Below are 18,220 nucleotides of genomic sequence, written 5' to 3'. Positions count from 1 at the left end.
AGTGGTGGGTGATGACGGGATCGAACCGCCGACCCCCTCCTTGTAAGGGAGGTGCTCTCCCAGCTGAGCTAATCACCCACTTCTCAATTTCTTACTCTACACGGCGGAGACTACATAAAGTAGTTGGTGGGTGATGACGGGATCGAACCGCCGACCCCCTCCTTGTAAGGGAGGTGCTCTCCCAGCTGAGCTAATCACCCCCGCTGTGTGGAGTCGCATTATAGGGAGAGTTGAAAATGAGTCAACGCATTTTCTAAAGAATTTGTTCGTTCGTCGTAAATTTAAACAAAACGATCGCAAATCAATCCATGCAGCATGATTTGTATACGAAAATGGCAAAGCGTGATGTTCCAACCTGAACAACATTGAGGAATCAGACCACAGTGATAGAATACGAGCCTGATAATCTTCCCAGGATTTGCCGGTTGTCGGCATCTTTATAAACGTAAGGCCATTTCATGAAAATCAAAACTCGCTTCGCGCCAAGCCCGACAGGTTACCTGCACGTCGGTGGTGCGCGTACTGCTCTATATTCCTGGCTTTTTGCACGTAACCATGACGGTGAGTTTGTGCTGCGTATTGAAGACACCGATCTCGAACGCTCCACTCCGGAAGCTATTGAAGCCATTATGGATGGCATGAACTGGCTGAATCTGGAATGGGATGAAGGCCCGTACTTCCAGACCAAACGTTTTGATCGCTACAACGCAGTGATTGATGAGATGCTGGAAGCCGGTACCGCGTATAAATGTTACTGCTCCAAAGAACGTCTGGACGCGTTGCGTGAAGAGCAGATGGCAAACGGTGAGAAGCCTCGTTACGACGGTCGCTGCCGCCACGGTCATGAACATCATGCTGCTGATGAACCATGCGTGGTGCGTTTTGCCAACCCGCAGGATGGATCCGTTATTTTTGATGACCAGATCCGTGGGCCGATCGAATTCAGCAACCAGGAACTGGACGATCTGATCATCCGCCGTACCGACGGTTCCCCGACCTACAACTTCTGTGTGGTGGTCGACGACTGGGATATGGAAATCACTCACGTTATTCGTGGTGAAGACCATATCAACAACACTCCGCGTCAGATAAACATCCTGAAAGCGCTGAATGCGCCGGTGCCGGTTTATGCACACGTGTCGATGATCAACGGCGACGATGGTAAAAAACTTTCTAAACGTCACGGTGCGGTCAGCGTTATGCAGTATCGCGACGACGGTTATCTTCCGGAAGCGCTGCTGAACTATCTGGTGCGTCTGGGCTGGTCCAGCGGCGATCAGGAAATCTTCACCCGTGAAGAGATGATCAAACTGTTCTCCCTTGGTGCGGTGAGCAAGTCTGCCAGTGCGTTCAACACCGAAAAACTGCAGTGGCTGAACCATCACTACATTAATGCGCTGGCACCGGAATATGTGGCAACGCATCTGCAATGGCACATTGAGCAGGAAAATATCGATACTCGCGTCGGCCCGCAGCTGTCGGAGCTGGTTAAACTGCTGGGTGAGCGCTGCAAAACGCTGAAAGAGATGGCGCAGAGCTGCCGTTACTTCTACGAAGATTTTGCTGAGTTCGACGCGGACGCCGCGAAGAAACACCTGCGTCCGGTAGCACGTCAGCCGCTGGAAGTGGTTCGCGATAAACTGGCTGTTATCAGCGAGTGGACGGCAGAAAACGTGCACCACGCGATTCAGGCGACCGCTGATGAGCTGGAAGTGGGGATGGGTAAAGTTGGGATGCCGCTGCGCGTAGCCGTAACCGGTGCGGGTCAGTCTCCGGCGTTAGACGTCACAGTGCATGCGATTGGTAAATCCCGCAGCATTGAGCGTATTAATAAAGCGCTGGCGTTTATTGCTGAGCGTGAAAGCCAGCAGTAAGATCGGTTGAGCGATGAAACAACGGCAGGAGCGCATCCTGCCGTTTTTTTTGCCTGTTATTCAGACTCATCAATACCCAGACGGGTAAGGAAAGTGCGAATACCTTCGCGAGAAATATACATTGCCAGCTTTTCTTGTTCCGTTGGGGACATGTTGTCCAGTGCGCTAATTATTTGGCGACAGGCGTGGCTACGCACCACGTGGTTGTATTCTGCCAACGGTTCCTCTGCCTGATAAATTTCAGGGACTTTACGAAAAGCCGGAATATTGAGCAGAAACGTGCGGACGCTGGAGTCGATATGAATCAGCCTTGCACGACCCCCTTTAACGCCGGGAAACTTTTCGGTGGTCCAGTTTTGTTCTCTGATCCAACGATTGACGGTTTGTTTGGCAACTCCGAGACAGTCCGCCAGTTCTTCGGTCGTCATTTTGCTGCGTAATTTTTTCATATTATTTGTTGTCGCGGATCCCTAAGCGTTGTAATAAACCCGTAATGCCTTCACGCAGGATCAGTGACGTAAACATTTTCTGTTCTGACGGAGTCATCTCTTTGGCGAGCCTAATCAGTAGAGCTTCGATAGAGGTATCGCCTGATAACGATAAATTATCTGATAAACCTTCGGCTGAACGCTCAGCACTGCGAATGTATTCACGAACTTGTTCGGTGACGTGAACCAGACGCGCTTTACCGCCCTGAACGCCTGGTTTTGGTGATGTAGCCCAACCCTCCTTGCGCACCCATTTATTGATGGTCTGTCGGCTGTATCCGGTCAGATTAGCAAGTTCTTCTGGCGTCATCCGTTCCTTGAACATAACGATTCCCTGAATAGTCGTGGGGTTAATTAGTGGCTCATTTTATAGCACCATTTTAGTAGAAACCGTGACGCGTTTAACTACTGAATGCGAGTTGTTACGCAATGTTCTTCATTTGATTGCTTTTTCAGCGATTGAATTCTATGAGTTAATTTTGCCGTTGACACACGCGAAGGGAATTCATATGATGCCGCCCGTCAACTCGACAAGCTTTACGTAATGGGGCTATAGCTCAGCTGGGAGAGCGCTTGCATGGCATGCAAGAGGTCAGCGGTTCGATCCCGCTTAGCTCCACCAAATTTTATCCCAACGAATTTGGTATATACGTAAAAGCATCGTGGGGCTATAGCTCAGCTGGGAGAGCGCTTGCATGGCATGCAAGAGGTCAGCGGTTCGATCCCGCTTAGCTCCACCAAAATTTAAACCCTCGCTGAAAAGCGGGGGTTTTTTGTTTCTGCATCCTGTCGATTCTTACCGATATCTCTCTGCTCTGCTAAATAGCAGGCATAAAAAAGCCGGGGAAATTCCCCGGCCTCATCACTACGATGTTGTCTTACGCTTACAGCACCAGTGCCGCGATAGATGCAGACAGTACGCTCACCAGCGTAGAGCCGTACACCAGCTTCAGACCAAAGCGGGAAACTACGTTACCTTGCTCTTCGTTCAGACCTTTAATCGCACCGGCGATAATACCGATAGAAGAGAAGTTAGCGAAGGAGACCAGGAACACAGAGATGATGCCTTCAGCGCGCGGAGAGAGCGTAGAGGCGATTTTCTGCAGGTCCATCATCGCAACGAATTCGTTGGAAACCAGTTTTGTCGCCATGATACTGCCCACCTGCAGCGCTTCGCTGGACGGTACACCCATTACCCATGCAACCGGGTAGAAGATGTAACCCAGGATGCCCTGGAAGGAGATGCTGTAACCAAACCAGCCGGTCACGGTGGCAAACAGGGCGTTCAGGGCAGCGATTAACGCGATGAAACCAATCAGCATCGCCGCAACGATAATTGCCACTTTGAAACCCGCCAGGATGTATTCACCCAGCATTTCGAAGAAGCTCTGACCTTCATGCAGGTTAGACATCTGGATATTTTCTTCGCTGGCATCAACGCGGTAAGGGTTGATCAGCGACAGCACGATAAAGGTGCTGAACATGTTCAGTACCAGCGCCGCAACAACGTACTTCGGCTCCAGCATGGTCATGTACGCGCCGACGATAGACATGGAAACGGTAGACATCGCCGTTGCAGCCATGGTGTACATACGGTTGCGAGACATTTTGCCGAGAATATCTTTATAGGCGATAAAGTTCTCGGACTGACCCAGGATCAGAGAGCTGACGGCGTTGAAGGATTCCAGCTTGCCCATACCGTTCACTTTGGAAAGCAGGTAACCAATTGCGCGGATGATAACCGGCAGCACACGGATATGCTGAAGGATACCGATCAGGGCGGAGATAAAGACGATAGGGCACAGCACTTTCAGGAAGAAAAATGCCAGGCCTTGATCATTCATGCTGCCGAAGACGAAGTTCGTCCCCTCGTTGGCAAAACCGAGCAGTTTTTCGAACATTTCGGAGAAGCCTTTTACGAAGCCCAAGCCGACGTTGGAGTTCAGGAAGAACCACGCCAGTAACACTTCAATAACAAGCAGTTGAATAACATAACGAATGCGAATCTTTTTACGGTCACTGCTTACCAGCAGCGCAAGGATCGCAACAACGGCCAATGCCAATACAAAATGAAGGACGCGGTCCATATTTGCTCCAAATATGAGGCAGGTTTAGTTTTCGTGCACATTCTATGTAACAACCATAAAGAAAACGAGATCAAACACACACTATAATAAGGACCTGTGACGAGATTCAAAATTAGTGATCGGTGATACACTTCCGTTATGCTTAGTATCGAAGTGAAAAGTTATGTCATTGTGCTAATCTATAACAATAATTAAACATCTTACCGTTTTTCCCAGAATCCTTATCGATCCATAGACAAACACTATCAGAGAAATCAACTTCACCCATCAAAATGAATTTGATAATCATTCTCAATAGGCGTAGCTTGAAACATAGCAAAGGCTATGTTTCTGAGGCACTAAAATGACTAACGATCGCGTTGAGAGTAGCAGTGGACGGGCAGCGCGCAAGTTGAAGCTCGCATTAATGGGACCTGCGTTCATCGCGGCGATCGGCTATATCGATCCGGGCAACTTCGCCACCAACATCCAGGCAGGGGCCAGCTTTGGCTATAAACTGTTGTGGGTGGTGGTCTGGGCAAATCTGATGGCGATGCTGATCCAGGTGCTATCGGCAAAGCTTGGCATTGCCACGGGTAAAAATCTGGCGGAGCAAATTCGCGATCACTATCCTCGTCCGGTGGTGTGGTTCTACTGGGTGCAGGCCGAAATTATCGCCATGGCGACAGACCTTGCTGAATTCATTGGTGCCGCGATTGGCTTTAAGTTGATCCTCGGCGTGTCGTTATTGCAGGGTGCCGTGCTCACCGGTATCGCGACTTTTTTGATTCTGATGTTGCAGCGCCGCGGGCAAAAACCGCTGGAAAAAGTGATTGGCGGCTTGCTACTGTTTGTGGCTGCGGCTTACATTGTGGAATTGATCTTTTCCCAGCCGAACTTCGCGCAACTTAGCAAGGGGATGGTTATCCCGAGCCTACCTAATTCCGAAGCGGTGTTCCTCGCCGCTGGCGTGCTCGGTGCGACTATCATGCCGCATGTCATTTATCTGCACTCTTCCTTAACCCAGCATCTGCACGGCGGAACACGTCAACAGCGCTATGCGGCCACGAAATGGGATGTGGCTATCGCCATGACGATTGCCGGATTTGTCAATCTGGCGATGATGGCGACGGCTGCCGCTGCATTTCATTTTAGCGGGCATACCGGTATTGCCGATCTCGATCAAGCGTATCTGACACTTGAACCGCTGTTGAGTCACGCTGCGGCGACAGTGTTCGGTTTAAGCCTGGTGGCTGCGGGACTTTCCTCTACCGTGGTCGGTACGCTGGCGGGGCAGGTGGTGATGCAAGGGTTTATCCGTTTTCACATTCCGCTTTGGGTTCGCCGTACGGTCACCATGATGCCATCCTTTATTGTGATTCTGATGGGATTAGATCCAACGCGTATTCTGGTGATGAGCCAGGTGTTGCTCAGTTTTGGTATTGCACTGGCGCTGGTGCCGCTGTTGATTTTCACCAGCAACAGTCAGCTGATGGGCGATTTGGTGAATACCCGATGGGTAAAACAGGTAGGCTGGGTGATTGTTGTGCTGGTGGTGACGCTCAATATCTGGCTGTTGGTAGGAACTGCACTCGGTTTGTAAAAACAAAAGGGCCCACAGGCCCTTTTGTTACATTAATGGTGGTGTCCGTGACCACGCCCGCGACCGCGGTGGTCGTCACGGTCATTCCAGCCTTCACGGTAGCCGCGCTCATAAGCTTTGCGTTTATCCCAGCCCCGATGATAGCCATTGTCATGACGCCACCAGCGATTTTTACGCCACTCATAGTTATTGTGCCAGTAATCCCGGTCGCGCCAGCGGCCGCCATCCCAGTAGTTACCGTAGTTATCGCGATCGCCAATTTGCAATTTTATTGATGGCAGCAGGGTGATTTCGCCAGCGTTCGCGGCCAGCGGTGTAAAAGCCAATAAGACTGCCGCCAGAATCAGTGACCTGAACATGTTTTCTCTCCTTCACGATCGAGCCGTAGCCGGCCTGTTAACGTAATATTACGGGGCAGTAAAGCCCCGTTTCATCGCCTTAACTCTTAAATCGTAAGTGAGAGCACTTTTTGTTAATAAATGTGTCTTTATTTCAATCAACTCAGGATAGCATCAATCTCCGCGCACTCTTCAGACGTAAAGTGACGGTTTGCCAGCATGCCGACAGCGTCTTCAATCTGCGCCGTTTTACTCGCGCCAATCAGCACTGACGTGACTTTGTCATCCCGTAACACCCATGCCAGCGCCATCTGGGAAAGCTTTTGCCCGCGTCGTTCTGCCAGCGCATTCAGCGCCCGCACCTTCTCCAGTTTCTCTGGCGTAATTTGATCCGGGTTCAGGAAACGGCTGCCGCTTGCCGCACGAGAATCCGCAGGAATGCCGTTCAGGTAGCGGTCGGTTAACTGTCCGCCAGCCAGCGGTGAGAAGGCGATGCTGCCGACACCTTTTTCCTGTAACAACGACAGCAGACCGCCTTCGACCCAACGTTCAAACATGGAATATTTGGGCTGGTGAATAAGGCATGGCGTACCTAAATCGTCGAGTATTTCAATCGCCTGTCTGGCAAGATCTGCTGGATAGTTAGACAACCCGACGTACAGGGCTTTGCCCTGACGGACGATGTGATCCAGTGCGCGCATGGTTTCTTTGAGCGGTGTTTCAGGGTCGGGGCGATGGTGGTAGAAAATATCGACATACTCCAGTCCCAGGCGCTTCAGGCTTTGATCGAGACTGGCAATCAGATATTTGCGTGAACCCCAGTCACCGTAGGGACCTTCCCACATGGTGTAGCCCGCTTTAGTGGAGATAATAAGCTCATCTCGCCACGGTAAAAAATCTTCCTGCAGGATCCGACCAAAATTCCGTTCTGCCGAACCCGGCGGTGGACCATAGTTATTTGCCAGATCAAAATGGTTGATCCCCAGATCGAATGCGCGCTGTAATAATGCCCGACTGTTTTCGACCTGTGTGGTATCGCCAAAATTGTGCCACAAACCCAGCGAGACAATCGGCAGTTTAAGGCCGCTCTGACCGCAGCGGCGGTACTCCATTGTCTGATAACGATTTTCATCTGCGTGATAAACCATGTCACCCCCTTCCACAATGCGTGTGTCTTTCAGTGTATACGGTTACACCGTCTATTCTTCAATGAATTTTTACCGCCAAAACTGTAAATCCTGCTTTCCACCCCTTCACAGCGACTTTCCTGGACAGTCATCACAGTTCTTCGATACTCAACATGAGGTTACCGTCAGAAGGATAGCTGTCATGCAAACCCCGTATTCCGTTGCTGATTATCTGCTGGACAGGCTGGCAGGCTGTGGCGTCGGCCATCTCTTTGGTGTGCCAGGCGATTATAATTTGCAGTTTCTTGACCACGTGATTGAACATCCCAACGTATGTTGGGTCGGGTGTGCGAACGAGTTGAATGCGGCTTATGCGGCAGATGGCTATGCACGGGTCTCTGGGGTAGGGGCGCTGCTCACCACGTTTGGTGTGGGCGAGTTAAGTGCGATTAACGGTATCGCAGGAAGTTATGCGGAATATGTTCCTGTTTTGCATATTGTTGGCGCGCCCTGTCGCGGTGCACAGCGTCGTGGGGAGTTGATGCATCACACGCTGGGTGATGGTGACTTTCAACATTTTTACCGTATGCAGCAGGCGGTGACGACGGCGAGCGCGGTACTGGATGAACAAAACGCCTGTTATGAAATTGACCGCGTGTTGCGAGCAATGCTCATCGAACGCAGACCGGGCTATCTGATGTTACCTGCTGATGTGGCAAAACAGCCCGCCACACCACCGAATGACATCCTGATTGTTCCTCTGAGCGAGCCGGAGAGCAGTGTGGCAGAAGCGTTTCGCTACCATGCCCGTGAACGATTGCTGGACAGCCCGCGCGTCGCGCTGCTCGCGGACTTTCTCGCGCTACGTTTTGGTCTGCAGCCGGTTTTACAGCGCTGGATGGCGGAAACGCCGATGGCCCACGCTACGTTGTTGATGGGCAAAGGGCTGTTCGATGAACGTCATCCGGCGTTTGTTGGCACGTACAGTGCCGGAGCCAGTAGCGATTATGTTCGTCTGGCTATCGAAGATGCTGACACGATATTTTGTGTCGGCACACAATTTGTCGACACCCTGACCGCCGGGTTTACGCAACAGCTACCGCAGGAGCGCACCATTGATGTTCAGCCACATGCCTCACGGATTGGAACCAGCTGGTTTAACATCCCGATGGAGCAGGCGGTCACCACATTGCGGGAGCTGTGTCTGGAAATGTCGTTTTCACTGCCGCCAGAACGTCCGCCAGTTGCGCGCATTCAGGTTGAGAAGGGGCCTCTGACGCAGGAAAACTTCTGGTATACGGTGCAGCAGTATCTGGCGCCTAATGACATTATCCTCGTCGATCAGGGAACCGCCGCCTTTGGCGCGGCTGCGCTCTCATTACCTTGCGGGGCGGAAGTACTGGTCCAACCGTTGTGGGGATCTATTGGCTACGCGCTACCGGCGGCATTCGGCGCGCAAACGGCCTGTCCGGACCGTCGGGTGATCCTGATTATTGGCGATGGCGCGGCGCAGCTCACCATTCAGGAGCTGGGCTCCATGCTCAGAGACGGGCAATCACCCGTTATTTTACTCCTCAACAATGACGGCTATACCGTGGAGCGGGCCATACACGGGGCAAATCAGCGCTATAACGATATCGCCGCCTGGAGTTGGACGTTGGTGCCGCAGGCGTTTAGTCGTGAATGTCAGGCGGAATGCTGGCGGGTGACGCAGGCGGTACAGCTGGAGGAAGTTTTGGCCAGGCTGTCCCATCCGCAACGATTATCGTTAATTGAGGTGGTGCTACCGAAAGCCGATCTTCCTGAATTATTGCGCACGGTGACCCGTGCGCTGGAATCTCGCAACAGCGGATAGCTATTTATCAGGGCGCTCAGCGACCATCAACGGCTTGCCTGCCAGCAGCAGCCAGGCGGGCAGCATGACGATGCACAGCAGCGGCAGCAGGGTGGTATCTGGTACCACCACTGCTGCCATAAACAGGCTCAGCCAGGCGTCGCGGGTGACGACCAGCACCAGCCCGAGGATAGAGCAAGAAACCGTGATGGCAGCCGGCACCGCTTCAACATGGGCGTGCAGCATCAGACCCAAGGCGACACCAACGAATACCGCCGGGAAGATTCGCCCTCCGCGAAAACCACTCGCTGCCGCAACTACTAACGCCGCCAGCTTAATTACGGCGAGCATGAAATAATCCGATGTCCCCAGCGTTTGGCTAAACGCCATCTGCTGCATTTCGTCCAGTCCCTTAAACAAGGTAAGCGGCCCGCCGATAACACCCAAAATTCCAAGGATAAAACCGCCTGCCCCGAGGATCAGTACCGGGTGTTTTAATCGATGCATTAAATGGTGCAAACGTGGCAGACACCAGACGGCTACCATTCCGGCTGCAATAGCGATTGCGGCAACAACCGCGCCGCTGAGGATATCGATCAAGTGCATCTGCGTGTAGTGCGCGATGGGCAGTGAAAAATGGGGGTGAAAAAACAGGCTGGTGGTTAGCGAACCCGCTGCCGCGGCCATTAACGGCGCGAACAGGCGATCCCACAAGGGCACATCGTTTGAGCTATTCAGCGTTTGCGAAAATATCAGCGCAGCGGCAACGGGGGTGCCAAATAGCGCGCCGATGGTGCCGGCAGAGGCGAGAATGGTCCAGTCCAGTTTCGCAATGCGGGGAAACATGCGGCTACCAAGTGCCACTGCCAGAGCGATATTTACGGTCATGATGGGGTGTTCCGGACCCAGACTGACGCCACCCGCGAGGCCAAGGATTAGCGCTGCCAGCAGGCCCGGTAGTGCTGACGTTGGCACCGGCATACCAATTAACGGTTCACAGGCCGGATCCGGACCTGCGTGACCATGGCTGTAACGGATAACTAACCCGACCATGATCCCCGTGAGCGTCAGCATACCGATAATCCAGACCGGAGAGTCCTGGGCTATACCGATGCTAACAGGCAGACGTTCCCACAAAAACTGCTGTAAAACGGAAGCCACTTTCATCACAACGATCAACACCAGGCTGGACGCTATGCCAATGATTAGCGCTGGGGTTGATAGCAAGAGCATCGTTCTGGCTCGCGGATGGAGCATTTTCTATTCCTTAAAACAGAGTCATAGACATAGTTTGCACAGCCTGCCTGACGGCATCGCTGCAAATGGTGCTGAAACGATAAAGTAATTGTGTGATCTGGATCGATTTTCCACGGGCATCAGCTTTCAGACCGTTGTTGTTATGTCCCCATGAATTTACAGTGTGGCAAAGATTTAATCTGACTTTAGCGGAGCAGTGGAAGAATGACAAAATATGCTTTAGTAGGGGATGTTGGCGGCACCAACGCGCGTCTTGCTCTGTGCGATATTGCCAGCGGCGAGATTTCGCAGGCAAAAACCTATTCCGGGCTTGATTACCCCAGTCTGGAAGCCGTGGTGCGCGTGTACCTGGATGAGCATAGCGTCAGCGTCGAAGATGGCTGCATTGCCATTGCCTGTCCGATTACTGGCGACTGGGTGGCAATGACCAACCATACCTGGGCATTCTCTATTGCTGAGATGAAAAAAAATCTGGGCTTTAGCCATCTGGAAATCATCAATGATTTCACCGCCGTGTCGATGGCGATCCCGATGCTGAAAAAAGAGCATTTGATCCAGTTTGGTGGCGCGGAACCTGTTGAAGGTAAACCGATAGCCGTCTATGGCGCAGGAACCGGGCTCGGCGTGGCGCATCTGGTGCACGTGGACAAACGCTGGGTGAGCCTGCCCGGTGAAGGCGGTCATGTAGATTTTGCGCCTAACAGCGAAGAAGAAGGAATTATCCTTGAAGTCCTGCGCGCCGAAATTGGTCATGTTTCCGCAGAACGTGTGCTGTCTGGTCCGGGGCTGGTGAATCTGTATCGCGCCATCGTCAAATCAGACGGGCGGTTGCCGGAAAATCTGCAGCCGAAGGATATCACCGCACGGGCGCTGGAAGATTCCTGCATTGACTGTCGTCGGGCGCTGTCGCTGTTCTGCGTCATTATGGGGCGTTTTGGTGGCGATCTGGCGTTAACCCTTGGGACGTTTGGCGGTGTGTACATCGCCGGTGGTATCGTACCGCGCTTCCTCGACTTCTTTAAGGCTTCAGGCTTCCGCGGTGGTTTTGAAGATAAAGGCCGTTTTAAAGCCTACGTGCAGGATATTCCGGTGTACCTGATTGTGCACGATAATCCTGGACTACTTGGCGCAGGTGCGCATTTGCGTCAGACGCTGGGCCATATTCTTTAATTCTTCAATCAGAAATCTGCAAAACCGCGTAAATCACGCGGTTTTTTTATGCCTGCCGCCCACCTTTCCGACCTTCGTCACACTTCCTGATTGCTGGATTATTTGTCCAGTAAAAGCATTATTTGTCTGATAACGGTTGTTACTTTCCTCGGACCATAATTTCACTCGTTAACTATTACGAGGAAATAATTATGAGCAAAAAATTAATTGCCGTCTGCGCGTGCCCAATGGGGCTGGCCCACACCTTTATGGCGGCTCAGGCGCTGGAAGAAGCCGCGGTTGAAGCCGGTTATGAAGTGAAAATCGAAACCCAAGGCGCTGACGGAATACAAAATCGCCTGACGGCGCAGGATATTGCTGAGGCGACGTTAATCATCCATTCAGTTGCCGTAACTCCGGAAGATAACGAGCGTTTTGAGTCGCGTGATGTCTACGAAATTACGCTACAGGACGCGATAAAAAATGCTGCCGGCATCATTAAAGAGATCGAAGAGATGGTTGCCGCTGAACAACAATAATCATCGACAGGGAATTACGTATGGCCATTAAAAAACGCAGTGCAACCGTTGTGCCTGGCGCATCTGGTGCGGCAGCGGCAATAAAAAATCCACCGGCCTCCCGCAATAGCTTCTGGGGCGAACTTCCGCAACATGTGATGTCGGGTATTTCACGCATGGTGCCGACGTTAATTATGGGCGGGGTAATTCTCGCCTTCTCGCAACTGATCGCCTATAGCTGGCTCGATATTCCTGCTGACACTGGCATCATGGATGCGCTGAACAGCGGAAAATTTACCGGTTTTAATCTCTCATTACTGAAGTTTGCCTGGCTGTCGCAATCTTTTGGCGGCGTGCTGTTTGGTTTTGCTATTCCGATGTTTGCCGCGTTCGTTGCCAACTCCATAGGCGGCAAGCTGGCGTTTCCGGCGGGGTTCATCGGCGGGCTGATGTCTACTCAGCCGACACAGATACTGAATTTTGACCCATCAACGCTGCAATGGGTAACCAGTGCTCCGGTTCCGTCAACCTTTATTGGTGCGCTGATTATCTCGATTGTCGCCGGGTATCTGGTGAAGTGGATGAACCAAAAAATCCAGCTGCCTGATTTCCTGCTGGCATTCAAAACCACCTTTTTACTGCCCATTCTCTCCGCCATTTTCGTCATGCTGGCGATGTATTACGTGATAACGCCGTTTGGCGGCTGGATTAACGGCGGGATCCGTACTTTGCTGACGGCGGCTGGCGAGAAAGGCACGCTGATGTACGCGATGGGGATTTCCGCGGCAACGGCGATTGACCTCGGCGGCCCGATTAATAAAGCCGCAGGTTTTGTCGCCTTCAGCTTTACTACCGATCACGTTCTGCCGGTCACCGCGCGCTCTATTGCGATTGTCATTCCGCCGATTGGCCTCGGACTGGCCACGCTTATTGACCGTCGCTTAACCGGCAAACGCCTGTTCAGCGCACAGCTTTACCCGCAGGGGAAAACGGCAATGTTCCTCGCATTTATGGGAATCAGCGAAGGGGCGATCCCGTTTGCACTGGAAAGCCCCATCACCGCAATTCCTTCTTATATGGTTGGCGCCATTGTTGGGTCGACGGCTGCCGTCTGGCTGGGGGCCGTGCAGTGGTTCCCGGAATCCGCTATCTGGGCGTGGCCGCTGGTGACTAACCTCGGCGTCTATATGGCGGGGATCCTGTTAGGTGCGGTGATTACGGCGCTGATGGTGGTGTTCCTTCGCCATCTGATGTATCGCAAAGGCAAGTTGCTGATTGAAAGCCTCTGATTAAAAGGATTGTAACTATGAGCTTACTTGCTTCACTTCGCGACTGGTTAACGGCGCAACAACTCGACGCGATGCTGTTGTCATCACGGCAGAACAAACAGCCGCATATGGGGATCTCCAGCAGTTCAGGGTTTGTGTTTATCAGCCATGAAAGTGCGCATATCCTGGTTGATGCCCGTTACTACACCGATATTGCCACGCGTACTCAGGGCTATCAGATCCATCGGCTCGATGGAGCGCAGACGCTATTTTCGCAGGTGAATCACATTATTGCGCACGAAAAGCTGCAGACGGTGGGATTCGAAGGTGAGCAAGTAAGCTGGGAAACGGCGAACGCGTGGTCGGACAAACTGCGCGCCCGACTGGTGAGCGCCGTACCGGATGTGCTCCGGCAGGTGAAAACGGCGCAGGAAATAGCCTGCATCCGCGAAGCCTGCCGGATAGCTGACCTCAGCGCGGAACATATACGACGCTTTATTCAACCCGGTCTCAGTGAGCGCGAAATTGCCGCTGAACTGGAGTGGTTTATGCGCACGCTCGGCGCAGATAAAGCTTCTTTTGACACCATTGTCGCCAGCGGCTGGCGCGGTGCGCTGCCACACGGCAAAGCCAGCGACAAACGTGTTGAGGCGGGTGAGTTCATCACGCTGGATTTTGGCGCGCTGTATCAGGGTTATTGCTCGGATATGACGCGAACCTTTCGCATCCCCGATGCGAACCAGCCAGAGGAAGAAAGCGCGCTGTTTGCCGTGTACCAGATTGTCCTTGCGGCGCAGCGTGCCGCGGTGGCGGCAATTCGACCAGGTGCGCGATGCAATGAGGTAGACGCCGCAGCCAGGCGGGTCATTACCCAGGCGGGCTATGGCGATGCATTTGGTCACAACACCGGACATGCTATCGGTATTGAAGTGCATGAAAACCCACGTTTTTCCTCCGACGACACAACACCTCTGGTCGCTGGCATGCTGCTCACCGTTGAGCCGGGTATTTATCTGCCGGGGCAGGGGGGTGTGCGTATTGAAGATGTTGTGCTGGTTACGCCTGACGGCGGCGAGGTGCTCTATACCATGGCGAAAACATTGCTACACACGGGAGAGGCGTAATGGATTTATCGTTACTAAAGGCGCTGAGCGAGGCGGACGCGATCGCCTCGTCAGAACAGGAAGTGCGGCAGATCCTGCTTGAGGAGGCGGATCGTCTTAATAAAGAGGTGCGCTTCGATGGTCTGGGATCGGTGCTGATCCGTCTCAATGAATCAACCGGTCCGAAGGTGATGATCTGCGCGCATATGGATGAAGTGGGATTTATCGTGCGTAGTATTTCCAGCGAAGGGGCGATCGATGTATTGCCGGTGGGAAATGTGCGTATGGCGGTCAGACAACTGCGGCCGGTGCGGATCACCACCCGTGAAGAGAGCAAAATTCCCGGTCTGCTCGACGGAGAGCGCTGCGGTAATGAGGTCAATACGCTGCGGGTAGATATTGGCGCGCGATCTTATGATGAGGTACTCCAGGCCGGCGTACGCCCCGGCGATCGCGTCACATTCGACACAACCTTTCAGGTCTTGCCGCACCAGCGAATCATGGGCAAAGCCTTTGATGACCGTCTTGGATGTTATTTGCTGGTGGCGCTACTGCGTGAATGGCATAACGCCATACTTCCTTGCGAGGTCTGGCTGGTGGCCAGTTCCAGTGAAGAAGTGGGACTGCGCGGAGGACAAACGGCTGCACGCGTTGTCGCACCGGATGTGGCATTTGTGCTGGATACTGCCTGCTGGGCCAAAAACTTTGATTACAGTGCGGCCAATCACCGACAGCTCGGTAAAGGCCCGATGCTGGTGTTAAGCGATAAATCGCTGATTGCACCACCAAAGCTGACGGCGTGGGTTGAAAGCGTGGCCGCTGACGCGGGTATTTCCCTGCAGCTCGATATGTTCAGTAACGGCGGCACCGACGGCGGGGCGGTGCACGTAAGCGGCACAGGGATCCCAACGGTTGTCATGGGACCCGCCACACGGTATGGACATTGCGCGGCGTCGATTGCCGACTGCCGGGACATCATCCAGACGCAGCAGCTGTTGTCGGCTCTTATTTCACATCTTACGTGCGAAACCGTGGCTCATCTGACGGATTTCAGGTGCTGATTTCGCGCTAATCAGGAGTTGTTATGCTAACGATTCAATTTCTTTGCCCGTTACCCAATGGTCTGCATGCGCGTCCGGCGTGGGAGCTGAAAGAACAGTGCAGCCAGTGGCAAAGTGAGGTGGTATTTATTAATCATCGCCAGAATGCGCGGGCGGATGCGAAAAGCTCGCTGGCGCTGATAGGTACCGGAACGCTTTTTAACGACAGTTGCAGCCTGTCCATTACTGGTCGCGATGAAGAACAGGCCCGGCGAGCGCTGGAGGAGTACCTGCAGCACCGGTTTATTGACAGCGATAGCGTTCAGCCGACCCCGGCGGAACTGGCGGCGCACCCGTTGCCGCGTTCGCTGATTCGCCTCAACCCGGACCTGCTGTACGGCAGCGTGCTGGCAGGGGGCGTGGGAGCAGGTACGCTCACGCTTTGGCAGAGTGATAACCTGGAAAGTTATCGTGCGATTGCGGCGAGTGCGGAAGACAATACCCGGCTGGAGCATAGTCTGGCGACGCTTGCCGAACAGCTCAATCAGCAGCTGCGCGAGCGCGACGGCGAGAGTAAAACCATCCTTAGCGCGCATCTGTCTCTGATTCAGGATGACGAGTTTGCCGGGAATATTCGCCGCTTAATGCTGGAGCAACATCTGGGGCTAGGGGCGGCAATTGTTGCCAATATGGAGCTGGTGTGCGACAAGCTGTCGGCCTCCGGTAGTGATTACCTGCGCGAACGCGTCAGTGATATCCGTGATATCAGCGAACAGTTGCTGCACATCACCTGGCCTGAAAGACGACCGCGTAATGCGCTGGTGCTGAATAAACCGACGATTCTGGTTGCTGAGGATTTGACGCCCAGCCAGTTTTTAAGCCTCGATTTGCAGCATCTGTCTGGCATGATCCTGGAGAAAACGGGGCGCACTTCGCATACCTTGATCCTTGCCCGTGCGTCAGCTATTCCGGTACTTAGCGGCTTGCCGCTGGCGGCCATTAACCGGTATTCCGGGCAGCATGCGGTACTGGATGCCCGATGTGGGGTATTAGCCATCAATCCAGACGATGCCGTTCGCGGCTATTACGCGATTGCGCAGAAGCTGGCCGATGAATGCCAGCGGCGGCAGGCGCTTGATGCCGCCCAGCCTGCGTTGACCAAAGATCATCAGCGTATTGACGTTGCAGCGAATATCGGTACCGCGCTGGAAGCGCCGGGAGCGTTTGCCAATGGTGCGGAAGGGATTGGGCTGTTTCGTACTGAAATGCTGTTTATGGACCGCGACAGCGCACCTGATGAGCAGGAACAGTTTGAAGCCTACCAGCAGGTCTTACTGGCCGCGGGCGACAAGCCGGTTATCTTTCGCACCATGGATATCGGCGGCGATAAGAACATCCGCTATCTTAATATTCCGCAGGAAGAGAATCCGTTCCTGGGCTATCGCGCGGTGCGGATTTATCCGGAGTTTGCCGGGCTTTTTCGCACTCAATTGCGCGCGATTTTACGGGCGGCGACCTTCGGCAATGCGCAACTGATGATCCCGATGGTGCACAGCCTCGACCAGATTTTATGGGTAAAAAGCGAACTGCAAAAAGCGTTGGTGGCACTGAAAGCGGATGGCTTACGTCATGCTCCGACAATCTCATTGGGGATTATGGTTGAAGTCCCTTCGGTGTGTTACATCATCGACCATTTCTGTGATGAGGTGGATTTCTTCAGTATTGGCTCAAATGACATGACCCAGTATTTGTACGCCGTTGATCGCAATAACCCGCGCGTTTCGCCGCTGTACAACCCGATTACGCCGTCGTTCCTGCGTATGTTACAGCAGATTGTTCGCGTGGCGCACGAACGCGGTAAATGGGTGGGTATTTGCGGCGAACTGGGCGGTGAAGGACGTTATTTACCGCTGCTTCTGGGCCTCGGGCTGGATGAGCTGAGCATGAGCAGCCCACGTATTCCGGCGGTAAAAAGCCAGCTTCGTCAACTGGACGGCCGGGCATGTCGTGAGCTCGCCATGCAGGCCTGCGAATGCCGTAGCGCTCAGGAGATAGAAGATCTGCTAAACCAGTTTGCACCGCAGAAAGATGTGCGTCCGCTGCTGGCGCTGGAGAACATCTTTGTCGGCGAATCTCTGAGAAACAAAGAGCAGGTGATCCAGTTCCTGTGCGGCAATCTTGGCGTTAATGGACGGACTGAACATCCGTTTGAACTGGAAGAGGATGTCTGGCAGCGTGAAGAGATCGTCACCACCGCCGTCGGCTTCGGCGTGGCTATTCCGCACACGAAATCCCAGTGGATCCGCCATTCCAGCATCAGCATTGCCCGGCTTCTGCAGCCCGTTGACTGGCAGTCTGAGATGGGTGATGTGGAACTGGTGATCATGCTGACGCTGGGTGCCGATGAAGGCATAAACCACGTGAAGGTCTTTTCGCAGCTGGCGCGCAAGCTGGTGAACAAGCAGTTCCGCCAGTCGTTGTTTGCCGCTGAAAATGCTGAGAGTATTCTTGCGCTGCTGGAGGCAGAACTGACGTTTTAAGTTTGACAGCAAGAG

The 18,220-nt window shown here is 53.2% G+C and carries 16 protein-coding genes and 4 tRNA genes; 12 read left to right on the top strand and 8 right to left on the bottom strand.

All coding sequences use genetic code 11. The annotated features are described in order from the left end of the window. Nucleotides 1-2: 2 nt before the first annotated feature. Both OGV74_RS15475 and OGV74_RS15470 read right to left on the bottom strand, forming a co-directional pair. Nucleotides 3-78, bottom strand: a tRNA-Val gene (locus OGV74_RS15475). A gap of 46 nt (nt 79-124) precedes the next feature. Next, a tRNA-Val gene (locus OGV74_RS15470) sits at nt 125-200 on the bottom strand. Between the two features lie 258 nt (nt 201-458). On the opposite strand from OGV74_RS15470, the gene gltX reads away from it, so the two are divergent. Beyond that, nucleotides 459-1,874 carry a glutamate--tRNA ligase gene (gene gltX / locus OGV74_RS15465; protein WP_032949732.1) on the top strand — a complete coding sequence of 472 codons (1,416 nt, stop codon included), beginning with the start codon at nt 459-461 and terminating at the stop codon, nt 1,872-1,874. A 56-nt stretch (nt 1,875-1,930) separates the two neighbouring features. Here the strand turns inward: gltX and OGV74_RS15460 are convergent, their stop codons facing one another. Both OGV74_RS15460 and OGV74_RS15455 read right to left on the bottom strand, forming a co-directional pair. Next, nucleotides 1,931-2,323: a MerR family transcriptional regulator gene (locus OGV74_RS15460; RefSeq protein WP_003028279.1), complete on the bottom strand. Its 393-nt coding sequence runs from the start codon at nt 2,321-2,323 to the stop codon at nt 1,931-1,933. Between the two features lies 1 nt (nt 2,324). Next, nucleotides 2,325-2,687: a YfeC-like transcriptional regulator gene (locus tag OGV74_RS15455; protein WP_003028277.1), complete on the bottom strand. Its 363-nt coding sequence runs from the start codon at nt 2,685-2,687 to the stop codon at nt 2,325-2,327. Nucleotides 2,688-2,908: 221 nt separating this feature from the next. Here OGV74_RS15455 and OGV74_RS15450 point away from each other — a divergent pair. Together OGV74_RS15450 and OGV74_RS15445 are read left to right on the top strand one after the other, a co-directional pair. Continuing rightward, nucleotides 2,909-2,984: transfer RNA gene (locus tag OGV74_RS15450), tRNA-Ala, on the top strand. 42 nt (nt 2,985-3,026) lie between these two features. Continuing rightward, nucleotides 3,027-3,102, top strand: a tRNA-Ala gene (locus OGV74_RS15445). A 144-nt stretch (nt 3,103-3,246) separates the two neighbouring features. Here OGV74_RS15445 and nupC read toward each other — a convergent pair. Then, nucleotides 3,247-4,449 carry a nucleoside permease NupC gene (gene nupC, locus OGV74_RS15440; RefSeq protein ID WP_003028275.1) on the bottom strand — a complete coding sequence of 401 codons (1,203 nt, stop codon included), beginning with the start codon at nt 4,447-4,449 and terminating at the stop codon, nt 3,247-3,249. Between the two features lie 272 nt (nt 4,450-4,721). Here nupC and OGV74_RS23415 point away from each other — a divergent pair, with 272 nt between their 5' ends. After that, nucleotides 4,722-4,796: a hypothetical protein gene (locus OGV74_RS23415; RefSeq protein ID WP_418219455.1), complete on the top strand. Its 75-nt coding sequence runs from the start codon at nt 4,722-4,724 to the stop codon at nt 4,794-4,796. Then, nucleotides 4,793-6,031 (top strand): Nramp family divalent metal transporter, encoded by a 1,239-nt coding sequence (locus OGV74_RS15435; protein WP_003028272.1) that lies wholly within the window; start codon nt 4,793-4,795, stop codon nt 6,029-6,031. Before OGV74_RS23415 ends, OGV74_RS15435 begins: the two co-directional genes overlap by 4 nt. A 32-nt stretch (nt 6,032-6,063) precedes the next feature. Here OGV74_RS15435 and ypeC read toward each other — a convergent pair whose 3' ends face one another. Together ypeC and mgrA are read right to left on the bottom strand one after the other, a co-directional pair. Further along, nucleotides 6,064-6,390 carry a DUF2502 domain-containing protein YpeC gene (ypeC, locus tag OGV74_RS15430; RefSeq protein ID WP_003028268.1) on the bottom strand — a complete coding sequence of 109 codons (327 nt, stop codon included), beginning with the start codon at nt 6,388-6,390 and terminating at the stop codon, nt 6,064-6,066. Between the two features lie 137 nt (nt 6,391-6,527). Next, nucleotides 6,528-7,517, bottom strand: coding sequence for an L-glyceraldehyde 3-phosphate reductase (mgrA, locus tag OGV74_RS15425; RefSeq protein WP_003839244.1), 990 nt, complete (start codon nt 7,515-7,517; stop codon nt 6,528-6,530). Nucleotides 7,518-7,698: 181 nt separating this feature from the next. On the opposite strand from mgrA, the gene OGV74_RS15420 reads away from it, so the two are divergent. Further along, entirely contained in the window at nt 7,699-9,351 is a 1,653-nt protein-coding gene (locus OGV74_RS15420) for an alpha-keto acid decarboxylase family protein (protein ID WP_086504394.1), read from the top strand. On the opposite strand, the gene OGV74_RS15415 is transcribed toward OGV74_RS15420, so the two are convergent. Next, nucleotides 9,352-10,587, bottom strand: coding sequence for an ion channel protein (locus OGV74_RS15415; RefSeq protein ID WP_016150726.1), 1,236 nt, complete (start codon nt 10,585-10,587; stop codon nt 9,352-9,354). A 204-nt stretch (nt 10,588-10,791) separates the two neighbouring features. Between OGV74_RS15415 and glk the strand changes: the two genes are divergently transcribed. From glk to ptsP, 6 genes are all read left to right on the top strand, one after another. Then, nucleotides 10,792-11,757, top strand: coding sequence for a glucokinase (gene glk, locus OGV74_RS15410; RefSeq protein ID WP_003028256.1), 966 nt, complete (start codon nt 10,792-10,794; stop codon nt 11,755-11,757). A gap of 191 nt (nt 11,758-11,948) precedes the next feature. Beyond that, nucleotides 11,949-12,275 (top strand): PTS fructose transporter subunit IIB, encoded by a 327-nt coding sequence (locus OGV74_RS15405; protein ID WP_003028254.1) that lies wholly within the window; start codon nt 11,949-11,951, stop codon nt 12,273-12,275. Between the two features lie 20 nt (nt 12,276-12,295). Beyond that, the gene (locus OGV74_RS15400; RefSeq protein ID WP_003028252.1) at nt 12,296-13,543 is read left to right on the top strand and encodes a PTS fructose transporter subunit IIC; all 1,248 of its coding nucleotides are present in this window, start codon (nt 12,296-12,298) and stop codon (nt 13,541-13,543) included. Between the two features lie 17 nt (nt 13,544-13,560). Then, nucleotides 13,561-14,646 carry an aminopeptidase gene (gene ypdF / locus OGV74_RS15395; protein ID WP_086504393.1) on the top strand — a complete coding sequence of 362 codons (1,086 nt, stop codon included), beginning with the start codon at nt 13,561-13,563 and terminating at the stop codon, nt 14,644-14,646. After that, nucleotides 14,646-15,686, top strand: a complete 1,041-nt coding sequence (gene ypdE / locus OGV74_RS15390; RefSeq protein WP_086504392.1) for an aminopeptidase — start codon at nt 14,646-14,648, stop codon at nt 15,684-15,686. The genes ypdF and ypdE overlap by 1 nt, the downstream gene beginning before the upstream one ends. 23 nt (nt 15,687-15,709) lie before the next feature. Then, a complete protein-coding gene (gene ptsP / locus OGV74_RS15385; RefSeq protein WP_086504391.1) occupies nt 15,710-18,205 on the top strand; it encodes a phosphoenolpyruvate--protein phosphotransferase in 2,496 nt (831 codons plus the stop codon). Nucleotides 18,206-18,220: the final 15 nt, after the last annotated feature.

Source organism: Citrobacter sp. Cf116 (assembly GCF_030336505.1).
Classification (GTDB): Bacteria; Pseudomonadota; Gammaproteobacteria; order Enterobacterales; family Enterobacteriaceae; genus Citrobacter; species Citrobacter freundii.
This window is presented reverse-complemented; position numbering and strand designations above follow the sequence as displayed.

Bases quoted from the DNA above. Each gene is read 5' to 3' on its own strand.
- gltX (WP_032949732.1), top strand. From the start codon at position 459: ATGAAAATCAAAACTCGCTTCGCGCCAAGCCCGACAGGTTACCTGCAC.
- OGV74_RS15460 (WP_003028279.1), bottom strand. From the start codon at position 2,323: ATGAAAAAATTACGCAGCAAAATGACGACCGAAGAACTGGCGGACTGT.
- OGV74_RS15455 (WP_003028277.1), bottom strand. From the start codon at position 2,687: ATGTTCAAGGAACGGATGACGCCAGAAGAACTTGCTAATCTGACCGGA.
- nupC (WP_003028275.1), bottom strand. From the start codon at position 4,449: ATGGACCGCGTCCTTCATTTTGTATTGGCATTGGCCGTTGTTGCGATC.
- OGV74_RS15435 (WP_003028272.1), top strand. From the start codon at position 4,793: ATGACTAACGATCGCGTTGAGAGTAGCAGTGGACGGGCAGCGCGCAAG.
- ypeC (WP_003028268.1), bottom strand. From the start codon at position 6,390: ATGTTCAGGTCACTGATTCTGGCGGCAGTCTTATTGGCTTTTACACCG.
- mgrA (WP_003839244.1), bottom strand. From the start codon at position 7,517: ATGGTTTATCACGCAGATGAAAATCGTTATCAGACAATGGAGTACCGC.
- OGV74_RS15420 (WP_086504394.1), top strand. From the start codon at position 7,699: ATGCAAACCCCGTATTCCGTTGCTGATTATCTGCTGGACAGGCTGGCA.
- OGV74_RS15415 (WP_016150726.1), bottom strand. From the start codon at position 10,587: ATGCTCCATCCGCGAGCCAGAACGATGCTCTTGCTATCAACCCCAGCG.
- glk (WP_003028256.1), top strand. From the start codon at position 10,792: ATGACAAAATATGCTTTAGTAGGGGATGTTGGCGGCACCAACGCGCGT.
- OGV74_RS15405 (WP_003028254.1), top strand. From the start codon at position 11,949: ATGAGCAAAAAATTAATTGCCGTCTGCGCGTGCCCAATGGGGCTGGCC.
- OGV74_RS15400 (WP_003028252.1), top strand. From the start codon at position 12,296: ATGGCCATTAAAAAACGCAGTGCAACCGTTGTGCCTGGCGCATCTGGT.
- ypdF (WP_086504393.1), top strand. From the start codon at position 13,561: ATGAGCTTACTTGCTTCACTTCGCGACTGGTTAACGGCGCAACAACTC.
- ypdE (WP_086504392.1), top strand. From the start codon at position 14,646: ATGGATTTATCGTTACTAAAGGCGCTGAGCGAGGCGGACGCGATCGCC.
- ptsP (WP_086504391.1), top strand. From the start codon at position 15,710: ATGCTAACGATTCAATTTCTTTGCCCGTTACCCAATGGTCTGCATGCG.